The sequence below is a fragment of the Rhodopseudomonas parapalustris genome (assembly GCF_053772255.1).
Window position 1 is genome coordinate 67,749 of sequence record NZ_JAMKBZ010000022.1, and the last position, 21,206, is coordinate 88,954.

Annotated in this window: 19 protein-coding genes; 6 read left to right on the forward strand and 13 right to left on the reverse strand. The window is 65.8% G+C overall.

What is annotated here, in order from left to right; genetic code table 11:
* Positions 1 to 47: 47 nt before the first annotated feature.
* The 3 genes from hpaD (at position 48) to M9H71_RS18225 (ending at position 3,739) form a co-directional block, all read left to right on the forward strand.
* The gene (hpaD, locus tag M9H71_RS18215) at positions 48 to 1,025 is read left to right on the forward strand and encodes a 3,4-dihydroxyphenylacetate 2,3-dioxygenase (RefSeq protein WP_455406356.1); all 978 of its coding nucleotides are present in this window, start codon (positions 48 to 50) and stop codon (positions 1,023 to 1,025) included.
* Positions 1,026 to 1,212: 187 nt separating this feature from the next.
* The gene (locus M9H71_RS18220; protein WP_455406357.1) at positions 1,213 to 2,085 is read left to right on the forward strand and encodes a fumarylacetoacetate hydrolase family protein; all 873 of its coding nucleotides are present in this window, start codon (positions 1,213 to 1,215) and stop codon (positions 2,083 to 2,085) included.
* 28 nt (positions 2,086 to 2,113) lie between these two features.
* The gene (locus M9H71_RS18225) at positions 2,114 to 3,739 is read left to right on the forward strand and encodes a thiamine pyrophosphate-dependent enzyme (protein ID WP_455406358.1); all 1,626 of its coding nucleotides are present in this window, start codon (positions 2,114 to 2,116) and stop codon (positions 3,737 to 3,739) included.
* Positions 3,740 to 3,894: 155 nt separating this feature from the next.
* Here the strand turns inward: M9H71_RS18225 and paaE are convergent, their stop codons facing one another.
* From paaE to paaA, 5 genes are all read right to left on the reverse strand, one after another.
* Entirely contained in the window at positions 3,895 to 4,983 is a 1,089-nt protein-coding gene (gene paaE, locus M9H71_RS18230) for a 1,2-phenylacetyl-CoA epoxidase subunit PaaE (RefSeq protein WP_455406359.1), read from the reverse strand.
* 8 nt (positions 4,984 to 4,991) lie between these two features.
* On the reverse strand, positions 4,992 to 5,495 hold the full coding sequence (paaD, locus tag M9H71_RS18235) for a 1,2-phenylacetyl-CoA epoxidase subunit PaaD (protein ID WP_455406360.1): 504 nt from the start codon (positions 5,493 to 5,495) through the stop codon (positions 4,992 to 4,994).
* A complete protein-coding gene (gene paaC, locus M9H71_RS18240; protein ID WP_455406361.1) occupies positions 5,489 to 6,256 on the reverse strand; it encodes a 1,2-phenylacetyl-CoA epoxidase subunit PaaC in 768 nt (255 codons plus the stop codon). Before paaC ends, paaD begins: the two co-directional genes overlap by 7 nt.
* A gap of 219 nt (positions 6,257 to 6,475) precedes the next feature.
* Positions 6,476 to 6,763, reverse strand: coding sequence for a 1,2-phenylacetyl-CoA epoxidase subunit PaaB (gene paaB / locus M9H71_RS18245; RefSeq protein WP_011159305.1), 288 nt, complete (start codon positions 6,761 to 6,763; stop codon positions 6,476 to 6,478).
* 167 nt (positions 6,764 to 6,930) lie between these two features.
* Positions 6,931 to 7,914 (reverse strand): 1,2-phenylacetyl-CoA epoxidase subunit PaaA, encoded by a 984-nt coding sequence (gene paaA, locus M9H71_RS18250; RefSeq protein WP_455406362.1) that lies wholly within the window; start codon positions 7,912 to 7,914, stop codon positions 6,931 to 6,933.
* A 122-nt stretch (positions 7,915 to 8,036) separates the two neighbouring features.
* On the opposite strand from paaA, the gene M9H71_RS18255 reads away from it, so the two are divergent.
* Entirely contained in the window at positions 8,037 to 8,717 is a 681-nt protein-coding gene (locus tag M9H71_RS18255; protein ID WP_455406363.1) for a TetR/AcrR family transcriptional regulator, read from the forward strand.
* A gap of 229 nt (positions 8,718 to 8,946) precedes the next feature.
* Here M9H71_RS18255 and M9H71_RS18260 read toward each other — a convergent pair whose 3' ends face one another.
* The 8 genes from M9H71_RS18260 to M9H71_RS18295 form a co-directional block, all read right to left on the reverse strand.
* Positions 8,947 to 9,450, reverse strand: coding sequence for a phasin (locus tag M9H71_RS18260; protein ID WP_455406364.1), 504 nt, complete (start codon positions 9,448 to 9,450; stop codon positions 8,947 to 8,949).
* Between the two features lie 206 nt (positions 9,451 to 9,656).
* A complete protein-coding gene (locus M9H71_RS18265; protein WP_455406365.1) occupies positions 9,657 to 9,986 on the reverse strand; it encodes a hypothetical protein in 330 nt (109 codons plus the stop codon).
* Between the two features lie 47 nt (positions 9,987 to 10,033).
* On the reverse strand, positions 10,034 to 10,825 hold the full coding sequence (locus tag M9H71_RS18270; RefSeq protein ID WP_455406366.1) for an esterase/lipase family protein: 792 nt from the start codon (positions 10,823 to 10,825) through the stop codon (positions 10,034 to 10,036).
* Between the two features lie 15 nt (positions 10,826 to 10,840).
* Positions 10,841 to 11,095, reverse strand: a complete 255-nt coding sequence (locus M9H71_RS18275; protein ID WP_455406367.1) for a DUF6489 family protein — start codon at positions 11,093 to 11,095, stop codon at positions 10,841 to 10,843.
* Between the two features lie 91 nt (positions 11,096 to 11,186).
* Positions 11,187 to 12,440 carry an FAD-dependent oxidoreductase gene (locus M9H71_RS18280; RefSeq protein ID WP_455406368.1) on the reverse strand — a complete coding sequence of 418 codons (1,254 nt, stop codon included), beginning with the start codon at positions 12,438 to 12,440 and terminating at the stop codon, positions 11,187 to 11,189.
* Positions 12,441 to 12,717: 277 nt separating this feature from the next.
* Positions 12,718 to 15,822 (reverse strand): MexW/MexI family multidrug efflux RND transporter permease subunit, encoded by a 3,105-nt coding sequence (locus tag M9H71_RS18285; RefSeq protein WP_455406369.1) that lies wholly within the window; start codon positions 15,820 to 15,822, stop codon positions 12,718 to 12,720.
* A gap of 141 nt (positions 15,823 to 15,963) precedes the next feature.
* Positions 15,964 to 17,157: an efflux RND transporter periplasmic adaptor subunit gene (locus tag M9H71_RS18290; protein ID WP_455406370.1), complete on the reverse strand. Its 1,194-nt coding sequence runs from the start codon at positions 17,155 to 17,157 to the stop codon at positions 15,964 to 15,966.
* Between the two features lies 1 nt (position 17,158).
* Complete coding sequence (locus tag M9H71_RS18295; RefSeq protein ID WP_455406371.1) at positions 17,159 to 17,860, reverse strand: TetR/AcrR family transcriptional regulator; 702 nt, start codon at positions 17,858 to 17,860, stop codon at positions 17,159 to 17,161.
* Between the two features lie 241 nt (positions 17,861 to 18,101).
* Here M9H71_RS18295 and M9H71_RS18300 point away from each other — a divergent pair, with 241 nt between their 5' ends.
* Positions 18,102 to 19,322: a cytochrome P450 gene (locus M9H71_RS18300; RefSeq protein WP_455406372.1), complete on the forward strand. Its 1,221-nt coding sequence runs from the start codon at positions 18,102 to 18,104 to the stop codon at positions 19,320 to 19,322.
* 190 nt (positions 19,323 to 19,512) lie between these two features.
* On the forward strand, positions 19,513 to 21,054 hold the full coding sequence (locus tag M9H71_RS18305) for a L,D-transpeptidase family protein (RefSeq protein WP_455406373.1): 1,542 nt from the start codon (positions 19,513 to 19,515) through the stop codon (positions 21,052 to 21,054).
* Positions 21,055 to 21,206: the final 152 nt, after the last annotated feature.

Genomic DNA, 21,206 nt, shown 5'->3' on the forward strand with positions numbered 1-21,206 from the left:
GGAATGACGTTACTGAACTTACTTCACGACCACTGGGGACCTCGCCGATGCCCGCTCCGCAACACGTGTTCGATCCGCCGTTCAATATCGTCCGCGCCAGTCATGTAGTGCTGGACGTCGTCGATCTGGACAAGAGCGTCGCGTTCTACGACCAGATCATCGGCCTCCACGTCGAGGATCGCGACGACGCCACCGCTTACTTGCGCGGCTGCGAGGAGCATCAGCATCACTCGCTGGTGCTGCGGAAAGCCGACGCGCCGGCCGCGGCGCGGCTCGGCTTCAAGGTCGGCAATGAAGACGATCTCGACAAGGCCGGCAGCTTCTTCGCCGAGAATGGGCTGATCTACAGCTTCGTCGACCGCCCCTATCAGGGCCGCACCCTGCACGTCACCGATCCGTTCGGCTACCGGCTCGAACTGTACGCGACGATGGAAAAGCGGCCGCATCTGCTGCGCCGCTACGAGCGCTACAAGGGCTGCCATCCGCAGCGCTTCGACCATTTCAACGTGTTCGCGGCCGAGACCCAGGATACGGTCGACTTCTATGCGCGGCTCGGCTTCCGCCTCACCGAATACGCCGAGGAAGACGGCGACGGCGGCCGCATCGCCGCGGCGTGGATGCACCGCAAGGGCAACGTTCACGACTTCGCACTGACCAACGGCCGCGGCCCGCGGCTGCACCATTTCGCCTATTGGGTGCCCGGCCCGCTCAACATCATCCATCTCTGCGACGTGATGGCGTCGAGTGGCCTGGCTCTCGAACGCGGCCCCGGCCGCCACGGCATCTCCAACGCGTTCTTCCTTTATGTCCGCGATCCGGACGGCCATCGCATCGAGCTGTATTGCAGCGACTACCAGACCATGGACCACGACCACGAGCCGCTCCGCTGGTCGCTGCGCGACCCGCGCCGCCAGACGCTGTGGGGGGCGCCCGCCCCGCGCTCCTGGTTCGAACAGGGCTCGCCGTTCCTCGGCCAGGACGTCCGCGAGCCCGCGTTCGTAGCCGATGTGGTGATTGCGGATTGAAAACGAGGCGCCGAATGTACCCCTCCCCCTTGCGGGGAGGGTCGGCCGAGCGAAGCGGAGGCCGGGGTGGGGGGCCACGGGCACTGAATGTGTGGCTTCCCCCACCCGACCGGCCTTACGGCCGGCCACCCTCCCCGCAAGGGGGAGGGAAACTCAAGCCGCTACGCCACTGGAACGGAACACGCCCATGCCCACCCCTCACCTCGCCACCTTCACTGTCAACGGCCTCACCCGCTACGGCGCGGTGTGTGATCATGGGGTGGTCGATCTGTCGGCCCGCCATGCCAACGACTATCCGACGCTGCGCGAGGTGATCGCCGCCGGCGCGCTGCAGCGGATCGTCGACGAGGCCGACCACACCGCACCCGACTTCGCGCGCGACGCCGTGAAGCTTCAGCCGCCGATCCCGCAGCCGGAAAAGATCATCTGCGTCGGCGTCAACTATCCGGACCGCAACGCCGAATACAAGGACGGCAGCGAGGCACCGAAGTTTCCGTCGATGTTCATGCGCACGCCGCGCTCCTTCGTCGGCCACGGCACGCCGCTGGTGCGGCCGAGGGCGTCGAAGCTGCTGGACTACGAGGGCGAGCTGACGCTGGTGATCGGCCAGGGCGGCCGGCACATCAAGGAAGCCGACGCGCTGAACCACATCGCCGCGATCACCCTGTGCAACGAGGGCACGATTCGCGACTGGGTCCGCCACGCCAAGTTCAACGTGACCCAGGGCAAGAACTTCGATCACACCGGCAGCCTGGGACCGTGGCTGGTGCCCTACACCGATGAATCGCAGATCGCCGATATCCGCCTCACCACCCGCGTCAACGGCGAGACCCGGCAGGACGATCGCACCTCGCGGATGATCTTCAGCTTCCGCTATCTGATCGCCTACATCTCGACCTTCACCACGCTGATGCCGGGCGATCTGATCGTCACCGGCACCCCGGCCGGCGCCGGCGCACGCGCCGAGCCGCCGGTATATCTGAAGCCCGGCGACGTCATCGAGGTCGAGGCCGACGGCATCGGCATCTTGCGCAACGGCGTGATCGACGAGGCCGAGTAGTTCTTTCCAGCAAGCAGCGGATATCCAGATGAGCATTATGACCGGCGGCGAAGCGATCGTGCAGGGCCTCGTCGCGCACGGCGTCGACACCGTGTTCGGCCTGCCCGGGGCGCAGATCTATGGCCTGTTCGACGGCTTCGCCAAAGCGCAACTGAAGGTGATCGGCGCGCGGCACGAGCAGGCCTGCGGCTACATGGCGTTCGGCTACGCTCGCGCCAGCGGCAAGCCGGGCGTGTTCAGCGTGGTGCCCGGCCCCGGCGTGCTGAATGCCTCCGCGGCGCTGCTCACCGCGTTCGGTTGCAATGAGCCGGTGATGTGTCTCACCGGCCAGGTGCCGAGCGCTTATCTCGGCAAGGGGCGCGGCCATCTGCACGAGATGCCGGACCAGCTCGCCACCTTGCGCAGCTTCATCAAATGGGCCGAGCGGATCGAATATCCGGGCAACGCGCCGGCGCTGGTGGCGCGGGCGTTCCAGGAGATGATGAGCGGCCGGCGAGGACCGGTGGCGCTGGAAATGCCGTGGGAGGTGTTCACGCAGACCGCCGAGACCGGCATCGCGCAAAAGCTCGACCCGATCGCACCGCCCGCCCCTGATCCCGATCGCGTCGCCGCTGCGGCGAAGCTGATCGCGGCGAGCAAGCGGCCGATGATCTTCGTCGGCGCCGGTGCGCTGGAGGCCGGCGACGAGATCCTCGAACTCGCCGAGATGATCGATGCGCCGGTGGTGGCGTTCCGGTCGGGGCGTGGCATCGTCAGCAACCGGCACGAGCTCGGCCTCACCTTTGCGGCCGCCTATCAGCTGTGGCCACAGACGGACCTGATCATCGGCATCGGCACCCGGATGGAGCTGCCGACCACCTTCCGCTGGCCGTTCCGCCCCGAGGGGTTGAAGTCGGTGCGGATCGACATCGATCCGGCGGAGATGCGGCGGTTCGCGCCCGACGCGGCGATCGTGTCGGACGCCAAGGCCGGCGCCCGCGCGCTCGTCGATGCCGTGCGCAAGGCGGGCTATTCAAAGACGAAAGGCCGCCGCGACGTGATCCGCGCCGCCACGGCGAAGACACAGCAGGACATCCAGGCGATCCAGCCGCAGATGTCTTATTTAAAGACTTTGCGCGAGGTGCTGCCGGACGATGCGATCGTCACCGACGAGCTGTCGCAGGTCGGCTTCGCCTCCTGGTACGGCTTCCCGATCTATCAGCCGCGCACCTTCCTCACCTCCGGCTATCAGGGCACCCTCGGCTCCGGCTTCCCGACCGCGCTCGGCGCCAAGGTCGCGTGCCCGGACAAGCCGGTGGTGGCGATCACCGGCGACGGCGGCTTCATGTTCGGCGTGCAGGAACTCGCCACCGCGGTTCAGTACAACATCGGCGTGGTGACGCTGGTGTTCGACAATTCCGCCTACGGCAATGTCCGGCGCGACCAATTGCACGGCTTCGAGGGCCGCGTGGTGGCGTCCGATCTGGTCAATCCGGATTTCGTCAAGCTCGCCGAGTCGTTCGGCGTCGGCGCCGCGCGCGTCACCTCGCCCGACCACTTCCGCCCCGCGCTGGAAAAGGCCCTGGCCGCCGGCGGCCCGCAACTGATCGCGATCGACGTGCCCCGCGACAGCGAAGCCAGCCCGTGGCCGTTCATTCATCCGGCGAAGCCGTAAGCCCGCCCTTCGTCATTCCGGGGCGCTCACGAAGTGAGCGAACCCGGAATCTCGAGCTGTTCAGCCTTATCGTTCCACAACCTCTGGATTCCGGGCTCGCCGCTACGCGGCGCCCCGGAATGACGAGTGGAGAGGTGAGTGCGCGTCGCCTCCGATCACAGATGATCGTAGTCCACCACCACGCGATCGGTGGTCGGCTTCGCCTGACAGGTGAGCACGAAGCCGGCGGCAAGCTCCCACGGCTCCAGCGAGTAGTTCAGGTCCATCTTGGCTTCGCCTTCGACCAGCTTGGCGCGGCAGGTCGAACACATGCCGCCCTTGCAGGCGAACGGCAGATCGACGCCGGCGCGGAGCGCGGCATCGAGGATGGCTTCACCTTCCGCCACCGGCACTTCGCGGCGCTTGCCGTCGATGATCAGCGACGCGATCGCCTTCGGCGGCGTGCCCGGCGCCACCACCGCTTTCGGCCGCGGCTTGCCGCCGAGCCCCGAAACGAAGCGCTCGACATGGATCCGCTCGGCGGCGATGCCGAGCTCTCGGCAAGTCGTTTCAACATCGTCGCTCATTCCGGTCGGACCGCAGATGAAGACGTGATCGACGCTTGCCGCCGGCACCATCGCGGTGAGTAGCAGCCGCACCTTGTCGCGATCGAGCCGTCCCTGCATCACCGGCACGTCCTGCTCCTCCTGCGACAGCACATGAAACACCGCGAGCCGGTCGAGGTAGCGGTCCTTCAACGTCTCCAGAGACTCACGAAACAGGATCTGATCGGTGGTGCGGTTGCCGTAAAACAGGAAGAACCGGCTCCCCGGCTCGCGCGCCAGCACCGATTTGATCAGCGACAGGATCGGAGTGATGCCGCTGCCGGCCGCGAAGCCGACATAGGTGCGGACTTCCGCCGCCGCGTGGATCGAGCCGAACCGTCCGGTCGGGGTCATCACCTCGAGCGTATCGCCGGCCTTCAGCTCCTCGGTCGCCCACACCGAGAAAGCACCGCCGTCGACCTTCTTCACCGCGATCCGCAACTCGCCGTCGTCGGGCCCTGAGCAGATCGAATACGACCGCCGCACCTCCTCGCCGTCCATCGTGGTGCGCAGCGTCAGATACTGGCCAGGCACGAACTGATAGGCGCTCGCCAACTCCGGCGGAATTGTAAACGCCAGCGAGATCGCGTCGCGGCCCTCGCGGCGGAGATCGGCAATGGTGAGCGGATGGAAGCGCGGAATGCTGGCGGAGATGTTCATGGTGGCGCTCAATGGCATTTGAAATAGTCGAACGGTTCGCGGCACGCCTTGCAGCGCCACAGCGCCTTGCACGAGGTCGAGCCGAATTCGGAGAGTTGCTCGGTGTCGGTCGAGGCGCACTGCGGACACGCGACCTCGAGGGTGCCGAACAGCGCGCGGCGTGAGCTGGTCGCCTGCGGCGGCGCGATGCCGTAGTCCTTCAGCTTGGCGCGGCCGGCCTCGCTCATCCAATCGGTGGTCCAGGCCGGCGCCAGCACGGTGGTGACCCGCGCCCGCGCGATGCCGGCACGCGCCAGCGCGGTCTCGATCTCCAGCGCGATCATGTTCATCGCCGGACATCCGGAATAGGTCGGGGTGATCGCAACCTCGACGCTGCCGTGCTCGACCCGCACCTCGCGCAGCACGCCGAGATCGGCGATGCTCAGCACCGGGATTTCCGGATCGCACACCGTCGCGGCGGCATCCCAGGCGCGCTGTCGCAGCTCGGCGTCGCTGCCCGTCAGCGTCACCATGTCAGCCCCGGATAGGTCCGCTGCATGTGCTGCAGCTCGGCGAGCAGCCGGCCGAGATGCTCGGTGTGACGGCCGCTGCGGCCACCCTGCTGCATCCACGGATTGCTCGGTGCCGTCAGCGTCGCTTCGCGCAGTACCGTGTCGATTGTGCTCTGCCAAGTGGCATGCAGGCTCGCCGGATCGACCGCGACGCCGGTTTCGATCAGCCGGCGCTCGGCATTGTCAGTCTCAAACAACTCACCGGTGAACGCCCACAGTGCGTCGACGGCGTCCTGGGCGCGGGCGTGGCTCTCGTCGGTGCCGTCGCCGAGCCGGATCATCCATTCGGAAGCGTGACGGAGGTGATAGGCGCTTTCCTTTTCCGACTTGGCGGCGATCGCGGCGATCGTGGCGTCGGACGATTGCATCATCGCGCGCCAATACGGGTCGGCAAATGCCGAATAGAACAATTGCCGCGCAACGGTGCGGGCGAAATCGCCGTTCGGCTGTTCGACCAGCAGCAAATTCTGGTACTGCCGCTCCTCGCGCAAGTACGCGAGCTGATCCTCGCCGCGCCCCAGCCCCTCGACCTGTCCGGCATAGCTGTAGAGCTCGCGCGCCTGCCCGATCAGGTCGAGCGCGATGTTGGACAGCGCCATGTCCTCTTCCAGCATCGGCGCATGCCCGCACCATTCCGACAGCCGATGCCCGAGCACGAGCGCATCGTCGGCGCGGCGCAGCGTGGTGGTGAACAGCGGGGTATCGGCGATGGTGGTGGACATGGCGGCCGAGCTCGATCGGTTGAATTGAACTATCGACCTATCCTCGTCATTGCGAGCGAAGCGAAGCAATCCAGTGCCGTGCACTGAGCCTGTGGATTGCTTCGTCGCTTCGCTCCTCGCAATGACGTTGAGAGGCTTGCGGCTGATCCTTCGAGGCCGCCGCTGCGCGGCGGCGCCTCAGGATGACGTCTCGTTGTGTGGCGTGCGGAGCCCCGCTCACTACATATGCCCGACTTCGTCGGGCACTTCGTAGAACGTCGGATGGCGATAGATCTTGGACTCCGCCGGCTCGAACAGCATGCCGGCCTCGGCCGGATCGCTCGCGGTGATCGCGTTCGACGGCACCACCCAGATCGACAGTCCTTCGCCGCGGCGGGTGTAGATGTCGCGCGCGGCCTGGAGCGCCAGCGTGGCGTCGGCGGCGTGCAGCGAGCCGACGTGTTTGTGAGCCAGCCCGTTGCGGCTGCGGATGAAGACCTCCCACAGCTGCGTGTTCGGCGTCGTCATATCTCGTTCCCTTCCTCATCTCCCTCTCCCCGCCTGCGAGGAGAGGGTCGGGGTGAGGGGGCGTCTCCGCGAGTCGCAACTAATCGGCTCCTGAGAGACGCCCCCTCACCCGGATTGCTGCGCAATCCGACCTCTCCCCGCGCGCGGGGAGAGGTTAGCGCTCGCGTTTACGCCGCGAGTTTCTTCTTGCGCTTCTCGGCGTAGGCGGCAGCCGCCTCGCGCACCCAGGCGCCCTCGTCATGCGCCTTGCGCCGCGCCGCCATGCGGTCGCGGTTGCACGGGCCGTTGCCGGCGAGCACCTGCTTGAACTCGTCCCAGTCAATCGTGCCGTATTCCCAATGCCCGGTCGCGTCGTTCTTCTTCAGATCTGGATCGGGCAGCGTCAGGCCGAGATAGTGCGCCTGCGGCACGGTCGCATCGACGAATTTCTGGCGCAGCTCGTCGTTGGAGAACCGCTTGATCTTCCACTTGGTCGAGGTGTCGCTGTGCTGGCTGGCCTGATCCGGCGGGCCGAACATCATCAGGCACGGCCACCACCAGCGGTTCAGCGCATCCTGCGCCAGCGCCTTCTGCTCGGCCGACCCCTTGGCCAGCGTCAGCATGATCTCGTAGCCCTGGCGCTGGTGGAACGATTCCTCCTTGCAGACGCGGATCATCGCGCGCGCATAGGGCCCGTAGGAGCAGCGGCACAGCGGGATCTGATTCATGATCGCAGCGCCGTCGACCAGCCAGCCGATCGCGCCGATGTCGGCCCAGGTCAAAGTCGGATAGTTGAAGATCGACGAGTACTTGGCCTTGCCGCTGAGGAGCTGATCGACCAGCTCCTCGCGCGACGCACCGAGCGTCTCGGCAGCGGCGTAGAGATACAGGCCATGGCCGCATTCGTCCTGCACCTTGGCGAGCAGCGCCGCCTTGCGTCGCAGCGTCGGCGCGCGGGTGATCCAATTGCCTTCGGGCAGCATGCCGACGACTTCGGAATGCGCGTGCTGGGAGATCTGTCGGACCAACGTCTTGCGATACGCCGCCGGCATCCAATCGTTCGGCTCGATCCGCTCCTCGGCATCGATCCGCGCCTGGAACCGCGCGGCGCTGGTCGCGTCCTCGATGTTCCGGTCGTCACCGTCGGACACGTTCAGCGCCTGGGTGTACATGGCGATCTCCTCCGGCTTTGTTGGAAATATAATTGACCAATTGGACGGTCAATGCAAGTGTCGGAACCGAACACCGATGGTGCGTCGCAACGCACTGTCCGCCAACAGGATTCCAACCGCCAATGGCGCGCACGCGAGCCACCGACTACGACGATAAACGCCGCGGCATTCTCAGCCGTTCCGCGCGGCTGTTCGCCGAACACGGCTACACCGGCACCTCGATCACCATGATCGCCGATGCCTGCGGCGTCTCCAAGGCGCTGATGTATCATTACTACCCGTCGAAGGACGCGGTGTTGTTCGATCTGCTCGAAGATCATCTGCAGCACCTGGTCACGGTCGTCGACGCCGCCGCTCAGAGCGAGAGCGATCCGAGCGACCGGCTGTTCGCGATTTCAGCGGCGCTGCTCGAAGCCTATCGCGGCGCCGATGCGGAACATCAGGTGCAGATTTCCAGCCTGAAGCTGCTGCCGCCGGAGCAGCAGGAGACGCTCAAGGCGCTGGAGCGCCAGCTGGTGGTGTCGATGTCGGACGCGATCGCCGCCGCGATTCCGGCCGCCGCTGCCAAGCCGGACCTGCTGAAGCCGCTGACGATGTCGCTGTTCGGAATGCTGAACTGGCACTACCTCTGGTTCCGCGAAGGCAAGGGCCTGTCGCGCGAGACCTACGCGAAGATGGTGACCACCCTGATGATCGCCGGCGCCGAACAGGCGATCGGAGCGATCAACGAACCGCCTGCGAAAGCCGAGCGCGCAATGCCGCGGAAGAAGAACGAGCGGTCGGCGGTCGCGCGGCGGGCGTAGCTCGATCGCCTCTCCCCGCCTCATTCCGGGGCGCGCGAAGCGAACGCGGAATCTCGGCCACACAGAACCACCTCGGTATTCGGGGTTCGCGGGCTGATCGCGCGTGCCACGGAATGACGGAGGCGAGGCAGACGCGCCGCCCAAAAAAGAAAGGCCCGCGTGAGCGGGCCAAGGGCGGGAGGAACCGCGAACCTCAATCGTTGAGGCTCGGGGTCGACAGCAGCGGCGCTTAGGCCGACTTGCTGAAGGTCTTGGTGAAGTTGTCCTGCACCGTTTTGGCGCTCTCGCTGGCCAGCTTGCTGAAGTACTCGGTGGCGGACTTGGCGCGCGACACCAGCACCTCGCCCTGCGAACGCGCAAGGTCGGACTGGATCTGGAACGCCTCGTTCACCGACTTCGCCGACGCAAGCCTGTCGAGGCCCGTGAAGAACGCTTCGGTATCCTGATAGATCGCTTGCTGGATATTGCGGGTGATCTTGGCGGCTTCGCTCACCGAATTGGCGACGGTTTCCTCGATCACCGAGGTCACCTTCTCCGAACCGGCGTGGAAGTCCGCGGCCTTCTCCTTGGCAGTGCCGGCGGCACGCTTGACGAAGTCGCGGGCAGCTTCCGGAACCTCGAGGGTCTGGAAGTTCTTGAACGCGTCGGTCACCGGCTGGAACGCCTGCTTGACGCTGTCGGCCACCGTTTCGGCCGCCTGGGTGTAGCTCTCGTGATTAGAAGCATCGGTCATCTGAAATCTCCATCCTCGTCGTCTGAGCCATGGTCTTCCCGTCCGACCAGCGGCCCGGGCCAGAGGAATATGACACATGGGATATTGCGTTGCAATGGAATTGCTGCAACGCAACACAAAAACTACTTTAACCGGTTGATTTAGAAAGATATTCCATCAAAACAACAACAATCAAAACGTGCTTACTCATAGAAACACTCGCAAATTTACGAGCCGCCGGCCGAGCCTTTGGGCTTGGCAGACTTCGCCGGATGGACTGCAGCCGCCAGCTCATCGAGCCGCCGCTCGACCTCAGCGAGCCGGGCATTGAATTCCTGCATCTGCGCGCGCGAAGGCAGATTCATACCGGCGAGATATTTGTCCATCATCTCGGCAAACTTCTTGTGCGCCTCGGCGGAGACCCCGCCGACCTGCTGCGCGACTTTGCCGAGCTCCGGCGACGTCAGCGCCTGATTGGCGAAAGCGGCGAACCCCTTGCTCATTTCCCCGAACATCGTCTGCCACGCCGCTGCGGGATCGTTGTCCTTGTCGGCCATTGCCGTCTCCCCTCGTTGTCCTGCGCGGCACGCCGCGCGAAGACCTTTTACCGGTTCGGCAAGGCGTAGGCGAAGGCAAATGGACCGGAGCCATCGAATGGGGTGAACTCGCCTTCCGGCTGCGCCAGCCGATCGGCGATCCCCCACAGCACGGCGGCGTTGACGATCAGACCGATATGGCTGGCGAGCACGACCTCAATGTTCTCCGCGCGCGGCGACGGCTGAAGCTGCGAGGTGCGCCAGTTCACGATGCCGTCGGTGCGCGAATAGATCGAGGTGGCCGGGACCGGCATGTCGCCGCCGAGCGGTTCGAGATCTTCGAGCTGAACCTCGGTCAGCTCCTCCCCGGACAGCTTCTCGTAGATTCGCTTGGCGTTGGTGGCGGTGACGTCGCCGGTGAACGGACTGCCGAGCGTGATGATGTCGCGCACCATCTCCGGGGCATGCAGCGCCAGATCGCGCGCATAGACGCCGCCGAGGCTCCAGCCGACCAGGCTGACCTTGCGACCGGTCGCCTCGTAAACCGCAGCCAGACGGCGCCGCAACTTGGCGCGCATCCGATAGATGCCGCCGAGATTGCGGCCGAGCTCCCAGGCGAACACCTGATAGCCGAGCTGCTTGAGATAGCGCCGCAGCGGCGCAGTCGACAAATCGCTGGCGAGCAACCCGGGCAGCACCAGCACCGGATGACCGTCGCCGCGCGGCGCCTGCAGCAGCAGCGGCGACAGCAGCAGGCTGGCGTTGAACTCGAAGAAGCTGCGCGCCTCGGCGAGCAGCAGCGCGACGCTCGGCGGCTTCAGCCGCTCGCGATTCACGCTGGCGCCGCTGTCGGCCGACATCGCGTCTCCCGGGTTTTACTTCTTGTCCTTGGTCAGCGCGCTGCCGAGGCCGGTCATCGTGATGAACATCTCGCCGAATCGCTCGGCGAGCTTGGGATCGAAAGTGAACCAGGTCTTCATCAAGGCCTCGGGCGAGACCTTCTCGATATTCGACAGCATCTGTTCCTGGAGCTTGTCCATCACTGCGGTCTGCATGGGCTGCACGTCGGGAAGCCCGAAAAACTGCCGCGCTTCCTCCGGCGTGCAATCGATCTCGACGTTGACTTTCATGGCCGCTCCACAGTCCTGCATTGACGCCTCAATGCAGTATCGCCGCGACTGGTGCCGCGATGCAAGCGATCCGACACGAAAGCGTGAAGCTTCAACCGAAGCGTTCGGCGGAGAACGGACGCGGATCGGTGAGCGGCTGTTCGCCGGTCATCATCTCGGCGAGCAGCCGGCCGGTGACCGGCCCCAGCGTCAGACCGTGATGCTGGTGGCCGAAATCGAACCACAGGCCCGGATGGCGCGGCGCGCGGCCGATCAGCGGCAGCATGTCGGGCAGGCACGGCCGCGATCCCATCCATGGCTGCTGCTCGATCGGGTCGCCGAGCGGAAACAGCGCGCGCGCCATCGGCAGCGTCTGCGCGACCTGCACCGGCGACGGCGGCGCGTCGCGGCGCGCGAATTCGGCGCCGGTGGTGAGGCGGATGCCGCGATTCATCGGCGCCAGCAGATAGCCGCGATCGGCGTCGAGCACCGCGTGCTGCAGGCTGGCGTTGCCGCGCGGCGTGAGGTGGATGTGGTAACCGCGCTTGACTCCGAGCGGGAAGCGGTAGCCGAGCGGCTTGAACACGAGGTCCGACCACGGCCCCATCGCCACCACCGCTTCGCGCGCCGTGACGACACCGAGCTCGGTCGCGACCCGCCAGCCGCCCTCCTCCTGCTGCAGCGTGCGCGCATCGCCTCTGACGAAGCGACCGCCGCGGCGGGAGAACAGCGCCGCATAGGCTTTGACGAGCCCGCCGGGATCGGGGATCGAGCCGGGCTCCAGCCAGTGGATCGCCCCCGTGAAATCACCGCTGAGGTTCGGCTCACGTTCGGCGATGCCGCGCTGGTCGAGCACGTCGGCGACGACGCCGAACTGCCGCGCCCGCTCGAGATCGCCGAGCGCCTTGCCGAAGCTCTTCGGCGACCGGAACAGCTTGATCCAGCCGGTCTTGCGCAGCAGCTCCGGCACGCCGGCTTCGGCGATCAGCGCCTCGTGTTCGACGAGGCTGCGCCGGATCAGCGGCAACGCCGCCTTGGCCGTCTCGGCCGCGCGCCGCGGCGACGAGGCGAGAAAATAGCGCACCAGCCAGGGCAGGAATTCGGGAATGCCGGAGACCTGATAATGCGCCTCGGCCGAACCGTTCACCGCGTAGCGCAACAACTGGCCGAGATCACGCGGAAACATATACGGAAGCACCGAGGCGCATTCGATCAGCCCGGCGTTGCCGTAACTGGTCTCGTCGCCCGCGGTGCCGTTACGATCGACCAGCACCACGTCGCGCCCGCGGCGCTGCAAATGTAACGCGGCGCAGACACCGACGATGCCCGCGCCGAGCACCACGACATCGGTCTCGTTCCGCTTCATGGACTTAAGTTAAGCGCATCGGCCCACGATCGCCAACGCCAAACCGTGTTTGCAATGGTGCCATAACGGCGCGTCGTGACTGCAGCAAACCGCTGCCGACAGCCTCGTCATCGGCAGCTCAAACGCCGGGCAACCCGCTGCATTCGGCATCATTGCGACGACCAGAGTCATCGGCCTGCGAGGTCAGATGTCGGGCCGATGACGAATCGCACCCCCCGAAACGAAAATGGCGGGCCGATCGGCCCGCCATGCTTGGTCGGATTGTTGAGAGCGTTGCTCAGCTCGGCTTCAACGCCGGCGAGCCGTGCTCCATCTCGTAGTCCTCGATCTGCTTGGCGCGATCGGACTCCAGCGCGGCGCGGTGATCGGTGCCGATCGCCACATACACCGCCGGCAGCACGAACAGCGTGAACAGCGTTCCGATCATCATGCCCGAGACGACGACGAGACCGATCGAGAACCGGCTGGCGGCGCCCGCACCCGAGGCGGTGAGCAGCGGCAGCAGGCCGGTCACCATCGCGGCGGTGGTCATCAGGATCGGCCGCAGCCGCACCCGCGCCGACTGCTCGATCGCGGTGCGCTTGTCGAGCGCCTCCTTGATCTGCAGTTCGCGTGCGAACTCCACCATCAGGATGCCGTGCTTGCTGATCAGGCCGACCAGGGTGAGCAGACCGACCTGGGTGTAGATGTTGATCGTCGCTGCGCCGAAGAACAGCGGGATCAACGCACCCGAGATCGCCATCGGCACCGAGATCATGATCACCAGCGGGTCACGCAGACTTTCGAACTGCGCGGCCAGAACCAGGAAGATGATGATCAGCGCGAAGCCGAAGGTGATGGCGAGCTGGTTGCCTTCCTGCACATACTGCCGCGCGTCGGCGAGGTAGTCGTGGCTGAAGCCTGCCGGCAGGTTCTTGGCCTGCTTCTCGAGGAAATCGACCGCCTGACCGACGGTGACGCCCGGCATCGGCACCGCCTGGAAGGTGGCGGAGTTGAGCTGGTTGAAGTGCGTCAGCGCGTTCGGATCGGTTGCGGTCTCGATCTTCACCAGCGTCGACAGCGGCACCTGCTGCCCGCTCGCGCTCGGCACGTAGAAGCCGTCGAGCGATTGCGGGGTCAGACGGTCGGCGCGCGGCACCTGCGGGATCACCTGATACGACCGGCCTTCGAGGTTGAAGCGGTTGACGTAGTTGCCGCCGAGCAGCGTCGCCAGCGTCGAACCGAGCCGCTGCATGTTGATGCCGAGGTCGCTCGCCTTGGTGCGATCGATCGTCACCCGCACCACCGGCTGGTTGAAGTCGAGGTCGCTGTCCGAGACGATGAACAGACCGCTCTTGCGCGCGGCGTCCTTCAGCTTGACCATCTCCTCGTAGACCGCGCGGAATCCGGCGGTCGAGTTGATCACCATCTGGATCGGCAGACCGCCCGGACCGCCGGGCAGCGGCGGCAGGTTGAAGGCGAAGGCGTTGACGCCTTCGATCTTGCTCAGTTCCTTCTGCACCAGGGGCTTGAGCTGCATCGCGGTGCGCTTGCGCTCGTCCCACGGCTTCAGCAGCATGCCGGCGATGCCGTTGTTCGGTCCCGACGTGCCGTTCAGAATGAAGCGCAGATCGGTTTCAGGGAAGCTGGCATAGGCCTTGTCGAGCTTCTCGCCGTAATAGTTGGCGTAGTCGATGTTGGCGTATTTCGGCGCCTTGGTCACCGCGAACACGATGCCCTGATCTTCCTCCGGCGCCAGCTCCTTGGAGGTGTTCATGTACATGAAGCCGACCAGGCCGAGGATTACCACCGCGAACAGCCCTGTGATCGGCCGATAGTCGAGCGAGCGGTCGAGCTGCCGGCCGTACCACCGGGTCACCGCGCTGAACACGGAATCGACCTTCTGGGCGAACCAGCCCTGGCTTTCCTGATGCTTGAGCAGCACCGAACACATCATCGGCGACAGCGTCAGCGCGATGATGCCGGAGACGATCACCGAGCCGGCGAGCGTGAAGGCGAATTCGCGGAACAGCGCGCCGGTGAGACCGCCGAGGAAGCCGATCGGAGCGTACACCGCCGCCAGCGTGATGGTCATCGAGATCACCGGCCCGACGATTTCGCGGGCGCCGATCAGCGAGGCCTGGACCGGACTCTTCCCCTCCTCCAGATGGCGGTGGATGTTCTCCACCACCACGATGGCGTCGTCGACCACGAGACCGATCGCCAGCACCATCGCCAGCAGCGTGAGCAGGTTGATCGAGAAGCCCATCGCCAGCATCGCGGTGCAGACGCCGATCAGCGACAGCGGGATCGTCACCACCGGAATGATCACCGACCGCAGCGAGGCCAGGAACAGGAAGATCACCACGATGACGATGCCGACCGCTTCGATCAGCGTCTTCTCCACCTCGTCGATCGACGAACGGATGAACTTGGTGGAGTCGTAGGCGACCTTCATGTGCATCGACGGCGGCAGGTTGCGCTCGATGTCCGGGAACAGCGCGCGCACACCCGTGACGATGTTCAGCGGGTTGCCTTGCGGCGTCGCCTGCACGCCGATGAAGATCGCGCGCTCACCGGAGAACGCCACGCTCGAATCGGTGCTCTGCGCCGCCAGTTCGACGGTGGCGACGTCCTCCATCCGCACGAAGCCGCCATCCTTGGCTTTGACGATCATTCGTTTGAATTGATCGGCGTTCTGCAGGTCGGTGTTGGTGGTGATGTTGGAGACGGTCAGATAACCCTTGGTCTGACCGGCCGCCGCCTGGAAGTTGTTGGCCTGGATCGCCGCCGTGATGTCGTTCGCCGACACGCCGCGCCCCGCCATCCGGATCGGATCGAGCCAGATCCGCATCGCGAACGTCTGGCCGCCGAGAATATCGGCGGAGGCGACGCCGTCGACCGTCGACAGCACCGGCTGCACCACGCGCGTCAGGTAGTCCGAGATCGCCGAGCCCGACAATTCGTTACTCGAGAACCCGATATACATCACCGCCGTGGTCTGGCCGGTGGATTTGACGATCACCGGGTCGTTGGCTTCCTTCGGGATCAGGTACTTGACCGAATTCACCTTGGCCATCACCTCGGTGAGCGCCTGGTTCGGATCGAAGTTGAGCTTGACGTAGACCGTGATCAGGCTCTGCCCTTGCGTCGAGGACGAGGTGATGTAGTCGACGCCTTCGGCCGAGGCGACCGCCTGCTCCAGCGGCGTGGTGATGAAGCCCTGCATCAGATCCGGAGACGCGCCCGGATACGCCGTGGTGATGGTCACCACGGTGTTGGACAGCTTCGGATACTGGCGGATCGGCAGCGTCATCGCGGCGCGAAAGCCGATCAGCAGGATCAGCATGCTGACGACGAGCGACAGCACCGGGCGCTTGATGAAGATGTCTGTGAGGACCATACGGACGCTCCGTGGCGCACACCCGGCGCGCCTTGCGCGACCGAGCTGCGGTTGAGTTGTCCCCGGACGGCGACGATCGCCGGCCGGACCATTTCGACGACGAGCGGGCCGCGCCACACGGCGCAGCCAGCGCTCCTGACGTTAGTAACGCGGCGGCGTGTTCGGCTGCGGCGGAGGCGGATCGGTCGAGATCGCCACCGCAGCGCCCGACTGCAGCTTGAGCTGGCCGACTGCGACGACGCGGTCACCCGACTTCAACCCGCTCAAAATCACGGTTCGGCCGTTGATCCGGTCCCCGGTGCGAACAAAGGTCCGCACCGCCGACAGCTTACTCTTGCCGTCCTCGCCCTTCTCTTCCTTGATCAGGAAAACGGAGTCGCCGTACAGCGTGTAGTCGACCGCGGTCTCCGGCACGGTGATCACCGCCGGCTTGTCCGGCAGCACCACCGTTGTGGTCGCGAACATGCCCGGCCGCAGCACATGCCCGGAATTGTCGAGCGTCGCCTGCACCCGGATGTTGCGGGTGTCGGACGAGATCTGCGGCTCGATCGTGGTAATCTTGCCCTCGAACTGGCGGTCCGGATAGGCGTCGACCTTGATCCGCACCGTCTGGCCGACCTTCAGGGTGCCGGAGTCCTTCTCCGTCACGGTGAAGTTGGCGAAGATGCGCGACAGATCGGTCAGCGTCACGATCTGGGTGCCGGCCGTGAGATACTGGCCGACTTCGACGTGGCGAACGCCGAGCACGCCGTCGAACGGCGCGCGCACCAGCTTCTGCGAGATGATCGCTTCGGTCTTGGCGATGCCGGCATTGGCCTGGTCGAAGGCGGCCTGCGCCTGATCGACCGTCGCTTGCGGGCCGAACTGGCGGGCGGCGAGCTGCTTGGCGCGATCGAGCGACAGCTCGGCGACCTTGGCCTGCGCCCTGTAGTTGGAGAGATCGCCCTGGTCCGGCCCGTCATAGAGCTGCACCAGCGGCGCGCCCTTGTCGACTTCCGAACCGGCCTCGAACATGATCTTGACGATGCGGCCCGACACGTCCGACGTGACGTTGACCTGATGCACGGCGGCCAGGTCGCCGACCGCGGTCAGCAGATTCGGCAGCACCTCGCTCTTCGCCTCCGACACAGTCACGGTGATCGGCGGCGGTTTGTTGTTGGCGAAGAACTGCGCGATCATATGATTGCGGAAGGCATTGAAGCCGACCAGAATGCCGACCAGCAGCGCCAGCAGCAATCCGACGATGATGAACCAGCGGATCGTCCGCACCGGGCGCGGGCGAGGCTTCTCGCTGGAGCTCCGCGCCGACGGCGGAGTTTCTGTCGCAAGCGTCATGTCATGCACTTTCTGTCGTTTCCGCCTGCATCCGACCCGGCGAAAATTCGCGGTCGAGATGGGCGGCAATTGCGGCTTCGTTCAGACCAATTCCACGTAGGATGAATTCACAAATCTGGCGCGCCAGATCAGCGGGCGCGCCGTAACTCAGGCACGGCACCGACGGCAACCGGGTCAGCGCCGCCATCAGCAGAGTGTGGTGGGCGAACCAGAACAGGTTCATCGGGTCGTGGCCGACCCGGACCGCGTCGCCCATCTCCACTGCCTGCTCCAGCGACATCACGAATGTCCGCCCGATCAGCCCGGCGATCTTCTCATAGACCAGACGGGCAAACTCGCCATCGTCGAGCTGGCTGGACACCAGGAGCCGCAACCGCTGCTCCTCGTCCTGCTCAGGCTGGTCGCAGGCGTGCAGGAAGTGCTGCACCATCTCCCGGACCAGGACCACCAGCGTGTTGGTCGAAGGTGGGGCGCCGAGCAGATCGCTCAGCGCCGGATCGGCCTCGCACTCGCAAGCCAGGATCTCGGCATACAGCACCGCCTTGCTCGGGAAGTGCTTGAACAGCAGCCCCTCCGAGATCGACGCGGCGGCCGCGACGCTCTTGGTGGTGGTTCCCGCAAAGCCGTTCCGGGCAAAGCAACGCTTGGCTGCGCTCAGGATCAATTCCCGGCGCAAATCGCTGGTCATGCGCAATGAGGTCATCTTGTGAGTAGGCACTCACTTTTGCGATTGTCAATCATGATCGCTGCGGCGCACTAAAACGTGAGGTCGAGATCGGCCAGCGGCGACGCTCCGAAGCCCGTCCCGCGCCCGTCCGATCAGCAAAACCGGCGCCGCCAGACATGCGTCGGGCCGGTTCCATCCGCAAGACCTCGGGGACGGATTTCCCGATCGTTTCGGCAACGTCGTAAATCGCCTATACACATCAAAAAACGGAAACGACATGGAAACGTCCCAAGCACAGCTCGCGGAAGCGTTCGATCTCGCACGTCTGACGCCCGATTTTTATGACGATCCCTACCCGACCTATCACGCCCTGCAGGCGCATCAGCCGGTCAAGCGGCTGGCGAGCGGCGGCTATTTCCTGACCCGCTACGACGACCTGATCGCGGTCTACAAGAACACCACGCTGTTCTCGTCCGACAAGAAGCGCGAATTCGCGCCCAAATACGGCGACTCCCTGCTGTTCGAGCATCACACCACCAGCCTGGTGTTCAACGATCCGCCGTCGCACACCCGCGTCCGCCGGCTGATCATGGGCGCGCTGACGCCGCGGGCGATCGCCGGCATGGAGCCGGACCTGATCGCGCTGGTCGACCGGCTGCTGGACGCAATGGCGGCAAAGGGCCGGGTCGATCTGATCGAGGACTTTGCAGCCGCGATTCCGATCGAGGTGATCGGCAATCTGCTCGGGGTGCCGCACGACGAGCGGGCGCCGCTGCGCGGCTGGTCGCTGGCGATCCTCGGGGCGCTGGAGCCGGTGATCGGGGCGGACGCCTTCGCGCTCGGCAACGCGGCGGTGGACGAATTTCTCGGCTATCTCGATACCTTGATCGAACGCCGCGCCGCACAGCCGGGCGATCCGGAGCGCGACGTGCTGACCCGGCTGATCCAGGGCGAAGCCGGCGGCGAAAAGCTCACCGCCAAGGAGCTGCTGCACAACTGCATCTTCCTGCTCAACGCCGGCCACGAGACCACCACCAACCTGATCGGCAACGGCCTGGTGACGCTGGCGGCCAATCCGGCGCAGAAGCAGCGCCTGATCGCCGAGCCGGCGCTGATCAAGACCGCGATCGAAGAAATCCTGCGCTACGAAAGCTCCAACCAGCTCGGCAACCGCATCACCACCGCCGAGGTGGACATCGGCGGCATCTCGATGCCGGCCAACACCTCGCTGACGCTGTGCATCGGTGCAGCCAACCGCGATCCGTCGCAATTTACCGACCCCGACCGGTTCGATGTCGCGCGCAGTCCCAATCGTCATCTCGCCTTCGCCTCCGGGCCGCATCAATGCGCCGGGATGGCGCTGGCACGACTGGAAGGCGCGATCGCAATCGCACGCTTTCTCGCCCGCTTTCCGGATTACGCCCTCGATGGTCCGCCCCGGCGCGGCGGCCGGGTCCGTTTCCGAGGGTACCTCAGCGTTCCGTGCCGGCTCGCCTGACGCCGGCGCGCTCCCCATCGACCGGCCACACTGACCTGCGATGGTCATCCGCGATGCGGGCAGATCGTCGCATCGCCGCCCAGCATGCAACCGGTGGCGGCGCTTCCGAATTTCGAACAACATAGGTCGGGATTCGTCCGGGCGATGCGGGCGGCACTTTCACAAGCGAGGCGCAGTGAATCGAGCGACGATGAAGCATGGCGCCTTGCGGCGTTTCAAAACGCCGGCCCTCCTTGGTCTGGCGACGCTGCTCGCGGTGGCGGCACCAACCTTCGATGCCAGCGCCAAACGGGCGCGCCCTGCGGCGACGACCGAAGCGATCGCTCCGCGCGAGGCCGGCGAGCCGATCATGGCGATCGTGTCGATCAAGGGCCAGCGGGTGACGCTGTACGATTCCGAAGGGTGGATCTATCGCGCGCCGGTCTCGACCGGCACCACCGGGCGCGAGACCCCGGCCGGCGTGTTCGCCGTGGTCGAGAAGGACAAGGACCACCGCTCGACGATGTACGACGACGCCTGGATGCCGCACATGCTGCGCATCACCTGGAATGGCGTGGCGCTGCACGGCGGGCCGCTGCCCGGCTATCCGGCGTCGCACGGCTGCGTGCGGATGCCCTATGGCTTCGCCGAACGGGTGTTCGACAAAGCCAAGATCGGGATGCGGGTGATCGTATCGCCCGAGGACGCTGCCCCGGTCGACATCAGCCATCCGGCATTGTTCTCCCCGACCGCCGATGCGCTCGCCGCGGCGCCGGCGCGGGCCGAGACGACGGCGCGCGAGGCCGAGCAGGCTGCCCAGGCCGCCGACGAAGCCAAGGCCGCCGCGACCGCCGCCGCCCGCGCGGTCAAGCCGCTGAAGGGCGAGCTGCGCAAGCTGGAGCGCGCCAAGGCGCGCGCCGAAGCGGCGCTGAAGGCGGCCGACAAGGTGTTGATCGCCGCCAAGACCGACGAGGCCAGAGCCAAGGCGGAAGAGCGGCAGCAGAAGGCCGCGCAGCAATTGGGAGAGGTCGCGACCCAGCTCGAAACCGCCAAGGCCGATGCCGACGCCAAGCAGGCCGCGGTGACCGCCACCAAGGATGCCGCGAAAACCGCCGCGGCGCAGAAGGCCGAGACCGCGAAGCTGGCGACCGACGCCAAGCTCGCGCTGGAGCCGGTGTCGATCTACATCAGCCGCGCGACGCAGAAGCTCTACGTCCGGCGCAACACCCACAAGCCGCTCCCCGACGGCGGCGAGCTGTTCGATTCCTCGATCGAAGTGCCGGTGACGATCCGCGATCCGGACCGGCCGATCGGCACGCACATCTTCACCGCGATGGCACGCGGCGACGCCGGCCTGCGCTGGAGCGTGGTGACGATCGAGAACGCAGACGGCGCCAAGAGTGCGCTCGATCGCATCACGATTCCGCCTGAGGTGCTGGAGCGGATCGCGCCGACTGCGCAGCCGCGCTCCTCGATCATCATCTCGGACGAGCCGCTGAGCGCGGAGACCAATTACCGCACCGAGTTCGTCGCGGTGCTGAGCGATCAGCCACAGGGTGGCTTTATCACCCGCAAACCGACCCGCGAAGTGCCGGTGGCGAGCGATGACGGCTGGGGCGACGGCGGCTGGGACAACAACAGCGGCTGGGACAGCGGCTGGTCGAATGGCGGCTTCCCGCGCCGCATGGAGAGCCGCTCCGAACCCCGCCGCCGCGGCGGCTATTACTATCAGCCGCAATCGAGCTGGTGGTAGGGCGTCAGCTTCGCTTCGCCGAAGGCGGCGCTGCAGCATTCCGGGCGAGGTGAAAACCGGCCCGCGCGAGCAAGCCGCGTCAACGCAACAGACGACAGCGCCGGTTCTGATCGGGTCAGAACCGGCGCTGCTCTAGCAGGCTGTTGAAGAAG